7 protein-coding genes are annotated in these 6073 nt (G+C 53.1%); 6 read left to right on the forward strand and 1 reads right to left on the reverse strand.

The genetic code is table 11. The features are described 5' to 3' along the window. Positions 1-3: 3 nt before the first annotated feature. The gene (gene queF / locus ACSZPU_RS01910; protein WP_498994911.1) at positions 4-849 is read right to left on the reverse strand and encodes an NADPH-dependent 7-cyano-7-deazaguanine reductase QueF; all 846 of its coding nucleotides are present in this window, start codon (positions 847-849) and stop codon (positions 4-6) included. A 70-nt stretch (positions 850-919) separates the two neighbouring features. Here queF and syd point away from each other — a divergent pair, with 70 nt between their 5' ends. From syd to ACSZPU_RS01940, 6 genes are all read left to right on the forward strand, one after another. Next, the gene (gene syd / locus ACSZPU_RS01915; protein ID WP_498994913.1) at positions 920-1465 is read left to right on the forward strand and encodes a SecY-interacting protein; all 546 of its coding nucleotides are present in this window, start codon (positions 920-922) and stop codon (positions 1463-1465) included. A 641-nt stretch (positions 1466-2106) separates the two neighbouring features. After that, positions 2107-2439 (forward strand): YqcC family protein, encoded by a 333-nt coding sequence (locus tag ACSZPU_RS01920; protein WP_498994914.1) that lies wholly within the window; start codon positions 2107-2109, stop codon positions 2437-2439. Then, positions 2439-3221: a tRNA pseudouridine(65) synthase TruC gene (gene truC / locus ACSZPU_RS01925; protein WP_498994916.1), complete on the forward strand. Its 783-nt coding sequence runs from the start codon at positions 2439-2441 to the stop codon at positions 3219-3221. Before ACSZPU_RS01920 ends, truC begins: the two co-directional genes overlap by 1 nt. A 17-nt stretch (positions 3222-3238) precedes the next feature. Next, on the forward strand, positions 3239-3688 hold the full coding sequence (locus ACSZPU_RS01930) for a flavodoxin (protein ID WP_498994917.1): 450 nt from the start codon (positions 3239-3241) through the stop codon (positions 3686-3688). A 493-nt stretch (positions 3689-4181) separates the two neighbouring features. Continuing rightward, on the forward strand, positions 4182-5534 hold the full coding sequence (locus ACSZPU_RS01935) for an MFS transporter (protein WP_498994918.1): 1353 nt from the start codon (positions 4182-4184) through the stop codon (positions 5532-5534). Positions 5535-5536: 2 nt separating this feature from the next. After that, a partial coding sequence (locus ACSZPU_RS01940) for an enolase-like domain-containing protein (RefSeq protein ID WP_498994919.1) occupies positions 5537-6073 on the forward strand: 537 nt, incomplete at its 3' end.

The following is a 6073-nucleotide window of genomic DNA, read 5'->3' on the forward strand; positions in this document are numbered from 1 at the left end:
CGATTACTGACGAACCAGACGCCCGGTTGCGGGAACAAACGGGGTATTGGTGCGCCACGGGTTGATATCCAGCCCGCCACGTCGGGTGTAGCGGGCGTAGACGCTTAAGCTTTCTGGCTGACAAAAACGCTGAATATCCGTAAAGATGCGCTCGACGCACTGCTCATGGAATTCATTGTGATGGCGAAACGACACCAGATAGCGCAGCAGTTTTTCCCGGTCGATTTTCGGGCCTCGGTACTGGATTTGCACGGAGCCCCAGTCGGGCTGGTGGGTGATAAGACAGTTGGATTTCAGCAGATGGCTGACCAGCGTCTCTTCTATCACCTTGCCGCTTGCCGCGCCGGTGAGCAGATCGGCATCGAAGGCGTAGTTATCAATGACAATGTCCTGATCATCAATGCAACTGCCATGGAAGTGGGCAATCGGCTGGCCTTCAATTTCATCGAGTCGGTACAGGGCAACCGTCACATCGCCTTGCGCGCAGGCGCTCAGATCGCGCTCAAACGTGGCGCGCACGTCATCCCAGCTTGCGAAGCGGGTCTGGTTGAAGCTGTTGAGGTAGAGCTTAAAGCTTTTGGATTCCACCAGATTGATGCTGGCGTAGTTCAACTCTACGTGACCGACTGCCACCTGCGGCAGCCCCCTGGCATTGAGCCAGGAGAGTTCGTACAACGTCCAGATATCCGCGCCGTGGAAGGGCAGGCTTTCTGGTTTTAATCCCAGCGGGTCGCGGTTCAGGCTGCGGGGAACGCCCTGCAACAGGCTGGCGTCATACTGATCGCGGTAGTCGGTGGTTTTGCCAAGCGTCAGACCAGACAGCGCCTGGTGGTTATCATAGGAAGACATGTTTCATCGCCATATTTACGGGTACACTAATAGGCAAAGTGTACCCTGGCATAGATGAAGAGAGAAATCGGTGGAAAAAGAGATATCCCTTGCCCTGAAAGCGTTTACTACGCGCTACTGCGATGCATGGCAGCAGTCGTACGGCACCTGGCCGCAAAGTGAAGATCTGTATGGCGTGCCTTCACCGTGCATTATCTCGTCGACCGATATCCTCGTCACATGGCAGCCGCAGCCGTTTTTTCCCGAGCAGAATGTAAACGCGATTGAACGTGCGATGGATATTATGGTACAACCTGCGCTTCACGCGTTTTATACCACACAGTTTGCCGGGGATATGCGCGCAACGTTTCGCGGGGAAACGCTTACATTGCTGCAAACCTGGAGCGCCGACGATTTCAAGCGTGTTCAGGAAAACCTGATTGGGCACCTGGTCACGCAGAAAAGACTTAAGCTTTCGCCGACCCTGTTTATTGCCACGCTGGACAGCGATATTGACGTGATTTCGCTGTGCAATCTAAGCGGCGAAGTGGTGAAAGAGACGTTGGGAACCCGCCAGCGTACCGTCCTTTCCTCAGATCTTGCGGACTTCCTCAATCAACTTGAGCCTGTTCTGTAATCCTTATTGCTATTTTTCTTGTGAGAGATCTCTTACAGAGTTTGTGAGAGATTGCCTGATCATTTCCCTGTCTCTTTCGCACCCAACTTTATCTTATCCATCAAAATCAATTAATTAAAATTAATAACCTTAGTTTATTTATAGTAAACGGGGAAAGTATTTGCCTTAGGTGCACTTGTAAGACGAAGCGTAATGGGTAATTCTATTTCCGTCGACATGGAGTCGCACACTGAAACGAACATCAGGATGATGTTGTTTCGAAACGGGATACACCAGGATGGTGCTTCACGGAAAGGCTTCAGGATTAAGCAAAGTGGAAAATGCAGGATCGCATTAAAGGACACCTCCAGGAGGGAGAACGAGAGCCGGTCGGGATGTTCGGTGGATCAGGAAGATCAAGGACTCGCTTTACGGATGAGGCTAATCCACATCGGGGTGGTGTGGGCAGGATGCGCGAGTTTAAGGATGAACACGGGTCAGGAGACCCACAGGAAAAGTTTTCATGGATGAGCAGGGAGCACGAAAAGTAGCTGGATTGCTGCGAAACGAACCGGGAGCACTGTTTTTACAGTGCTCCCTTTTTTTATTTCTCGTCACAGATGCTATCCTGCGCGCCAGTCCGTTTGCTATCCGAGGTTTTCATGACGCTTCCTTCCCGCGTGCGCCAGCAATTACAGCTTATCGAGGCGCTGTTACGTGAGCACAATCAGTGGCAGTCCGTTGCGCCGGATGCCAGCGTGTTCAACAGTACTCAACCTTTCTGTATGGATACCCTCGCACCGTTCGAGTGGCTGCAATGGGTGCTGATTCCCCGTATGCACGCCTTGCTGGATGGCGAGCATCCGCTGCCTGAATCCTTCGCGATTGCCCCTTATTACGAAATTGCGCTCGACTCGACGCACCCGGCACGCGACGTCATCCTTGTGCAATTGCAAGAACTCGACGCGCTCTTCTCCGAGGAAGACGACGCCTGATGCTTGAGATTATCTATCAGGACGAATGGCTGGTTGCGGTGAATAAACCGTCCGGCTGGCTGGTGCACCGAAGCTGGCTCGATCGGGATGAAAAAGTGGTGGTGATGCAAACCGTCCGCGACCAGATTGACCAACATGTCTTTACCGCCCACCGTCTCGACAGGCCGACCTCCGGCGTGCTGCTGATGGGGTTATCGAGTGAGGCGGGGCGTCTTTTGTCACAGCAATTTGAACAGCACCAAATCCACAAGCGCTACCACGCCATTGTGCGCGGCTGGCTGATGGACGAAGCGGTACTGGATTATCCGCTGGTCGAAGAGCTGGACAAGATCGCGGACAAATTTGCCCGGGAAGATAAAGGCCCACAGCCGGCGGTGACTCAGTATCGCGGAATGGCGACAACCGAAATGCCGGTGGCGACCAGTAAATTCCCTACCACGCGCTACGGGCTGGTTGAGCTCAACCCGCAAACCGGGCGTAAGCACCAGCTCCGTCGTCATCTCGCCCATTTACGCCACCCGATTATCGGCGACAGCAAACACGGCGATTTGCGCCAGAACCGCAGCGCGGCAGAACATTTTGGCTGTAACCGCCTGATGCTTCATGCCAGTCAGTTAACGCTCACTCACCCGTTTACCGGTGAACCGTTGACGCTGCATGCCGGGCTGGATGAGGTCTGGATGCGGGCGTTGTCGCAGTTTGGCTGGCAGGGACTTCTCCCTGAGAATGAAAGGGTTGAGTTTGTCTCGCCGTGCGGTCAGGATGGCGAGAATCACGTTTAACGCAAGGAGTGAGCAGCATGGCGGAAGTCGGAATTTTTGTTGGCACGATGTACGGCAATGCGTTGCTGGTGGCCGAAGAGGCACAGGTGATTCTGAGCGAACAGGGGCACAGCGCGACGGTGTTTGAAGACCCGGAGCCTGCGGACTGGGACGCCTTTAAAGAGAAATATGCGCTGGTGGTGACGTCAACAACTGGGCAGGGCGATTTGCCGGACAGTATTGTGCCGCTGTTTCAGTACATTCGCGATACGGTAGGCTATCAGCCAACCCTCCTCTATTGTGTAATTGCCCTGGGCGACAGTACGTACACCAATTTCTGCGGCGGCGGTAAACAATTTGACGCGTTATTGCAGGAGCAAAGTGCACAGCGCGTGGGTGACGTTTTATTGATCGATGCCAGTGAAAATCCAGAGCCAGAGTCGGTTTCCAACCCATGGGTGGAGCATTGGGCGACGCTGTTGAAATGAGGTTTGGCCCTCCCCCTACAGGAGGGCTACCTACTTATTTAGCGATAAGCGGTAGAATAGCGACACAGCCTATTATCCAGTAACTGAATCGAGTAAGCACCGGGCATTTGCCAGTAAAAACCCCTGCTCAGCAGGGGGGGTAAAAGTGCATTTACACTGCGTCAAGCGATGCGTTTCACATTATTCAAAACTGGCTGACTTTTAACCAAATGTTAGCGCCCCAACTTTTCATTTCCGTGAGTTACTCCCCACACCCCTGGGCTTTTGCAACAAACCATCATGCCGTGACCACTCAATGTTGTGTTGTTGCACGGTGAGAGTTCAGGTACCCCTTTTTATACTTTCCTCGCAAGTTAAAAAAACGCAGTACGCAGGGAATAGCGGCCCGGCAGTAAAACTGCAAAAAAACACAAATACATCATTCGGTTCGCCCCTACAGGTAGTCCTGTTCCGGATGAATGTACATGAACATTTATGCTTCGGGAGTACAACAATGAGTACATTAAGCCAAGCGGCGAGCAGCGCTGAAAAGCGCACCAATGCTCGCTACTGGATAGTGGTGATGCTGTTTATCGTCACATCTTTTAACTACGGTGACCGCGCCACGCTGTCGATCGCCGGTTCACAAATGGCCAAAGATATCGGCCTTGACCCTATCGGTATGGGTTATGTTTTCTCCGCGTTTTCCTGGGCCTATGTTATTGGCCAGATTCCGGGCGGCTGGCTGCTTGACCGCTTTGGTTCTAAACGTGTTTATTTCTGGTCCATTTTCATCTGGTCCCTGTTTACCCTGTTGCAAGGGTTTGTCGATATTTTCAGCGGCTTCGGCATCATTGTTGCGCTGTTCACCCTGCGCTTCCTGGTGGGTCTGGCCGAATCGCCATCCTTCCCTGGTAACAGTCGCATAGTCGCGGCCTGGTTCCCGGCGCAGGAAAGGGGAACGGCGGTTGCGATTTTCAACTCCGCACAGTACTTCGCAACGGTTATCTTCGCACCGATTATGGGTTGGTTGACCCACGAGGTGGGCTGGTCGCACGTGTTCTTCTTCATGGGTGGTCTGGGTATCGTTATCAGCTTCATCTGGCTGAAAGTGATTTATGAACCGAACCAGCATCCGAAGGTGAATAAGAAAGAACTTGAGTACATCGCAGAAGGCGGCGCGCTGATCAACATGGATCAGAAAAGCGGCAAGGCGAAAGTACCGTTCAGCGAAAAATGGGGCCAAATCAAGCAGCTGCTGGGCTCCCGCATGATGATTGGTATCTATCTCGGCCAGTATTGCATTAACGCCCTGACGTACTTCTTCATTACCTGGTTCCCGGTTTACCTGGTTCAGGCGCGCGGTATGTCCATCCTGAAAGCGGGCTTTATTGCGTCTATTCCCGCAATTTGTGGTTTTGCTGGTGGGGTGCTCGGCGGGATTATTTCCGACTGGTTAATGCGCCGCACGGGCTCTCTGAACGTCGCACGTAAGACACCTATCGTGCTGGGTATGCTGCTCTCCATGGTGATGGTGTTCTGTAACTACACCAACATTGAATGGATGATCATCGGCTTCATGTCCATGGCGTTCTTTGGTAAAGGCATCGGTGCGTTGGGTTGGGCTGTAATGGCTGACACTGCGCCGAAGGAAATCAGCGGCCTGAGCGGCGGTCTGTTCAACATGTTCGGTAACATCTCCGGTATCGTTACCCCGATTGCTATCGGTTACATCGTTGGTTCAACCGGTTCGTTTAACGGCGCGCTGATCTACGTTGGTATCCATGCCCTGGTGGCTGTATTGAGCTACCTGGTCCTGGTGGGAGATATCAAACGTATCGAATTGAAACCCGTCACAGGACGATAATTATGAGTACGCAAGCAAGCCCCGTCATTACCGATATGAAAGTCATTCCGGTCGCCGGACATGACAGCATGTTGATGAACATTGGCGGTGCGCATAACGCTTATTTCACACGTAACATCGTAGTACTGACAGACAACGCCGGTAACACCGGCGTTGGCGAAGCACCGGGTGGGGAAGTGATTTACCAGACGCTGGTGGACGCTATCCCGATGGTGCTGGGGCAGGAAGTGGCGCGTCTGAACAAAGTGGTTCAGCGCGTTCACAAGGGAAATCAGGCGAGCGATTTCGACAATTTTGGCAAAGGCGCATGGACGTTTGAACTGCGTGTTAATGCCGTGGCAGCGCTTGAAGCTGCACTGCTCGACCTGTTAGGTAAGGCGCTGAATGTCCCGGTCTGTGAACTGCTCGGGTCGGGCAAACAGCGTGACGCCGTGACCGTGCTGGGTTACCTGTTCTACATCAGCGACCGCACCAAAACCGACCTGCCGTACCTCGACAAAACCGACGGCAACCACGACTGGTATCACCTGCGTCACCAG

It is taken from the genome of Phytobacter sp. V69, assembly GCF_965644215.1.
Classification (GTDB): Bacteria; Pseudomonadota; Gammaproteobacteria; order Enterobacterales; family Enterobacteriaceae; genus Phytobacter.

What these genes read in the sequence shown, in the direction of transcription:
- ACSZPU_RS01920 (WP_498994914.1), top strand. Translation starts at nt 2,107, where the DNA reads ATGACGCTTCCTTCCCGCGTGCGCCAGCAATTACAGCTTATCGAGGCG.
- truC (WP_498994916.1), top strand. Translation starts at nt 2,439, where the DNA reads ATGCTTGAGATTATCTATCAGGACGAATGGCTGGTTGCGGTGAATAAA.
- queF (WP_498994911.1), bottom strand. Translation starts at nt 849, where the DNA reads ATGTCTTCCTATGATAACCACCAGGCGCTGTCTGGTCTGACGCTTGGC.
- ACSZPU_RS01930 (WP_498994917.1), top strand. Translation starts at nt 3,239, where the DNA reads ATGGCGGAAGTCGGAATTTTTGTTGGCACGATGTACGGCAATGCGTTG.
- ACSZPU_RS01935 (WP_498994918.1), top strand. Translation starts at nt 4,182, where the DNA reads ATGAGTACATTAAGCCAAGCGGCGAGCAGCGCTGAAAAGCGCACCAAT.